Here is a 286-nt window from a genome sequence, read left to right on the forward strand (position 1 = left end):
CGGCATTACTGCTTAAAGGCAAAGAAGAAATACATCAAAATAATATTAAAACACCAGAGCTAGTCACACAAAATGTGCAACGCAATGCCGAAGGTGAGTTGGTTCAACTTCAGCCGTTAACGGTTGATGTTGAAACAGAAAAGCGTTTACTTGAACAACAACGTGTAGCACGTGAAAAATCGGTTGCTGAACAAGAAGCTCGTGCGGCCGAATTTTTAGCAATGCAACAGCAAGCCGAAGCAGATGCTGCGCGTAAAGCAGCGGAAGAATATGCCGCGTTGAATGC

1 protein-coding gene is annotated in these 286 nt (G+C 44.1%); it reads left to right on the forward strand.

The window, feature by feature from the left end:
- Positions 1-286: hypothetical protein (locus JYB63_RS22945; RefSeq protein WP_205660233.1), on the forward strand; the 286-nt coding region annotated here is incomplete at both ends.

The sequence above is a fragment of the Aliamphritea spongicola genome (assembly GCF_017051665.1).
GTDB lineage: Bacteria > Pseudomonadota > Gammaproteobacteria > Pseudomonadales > Balneatricaceae > Amphritea > Amphritea spongicola.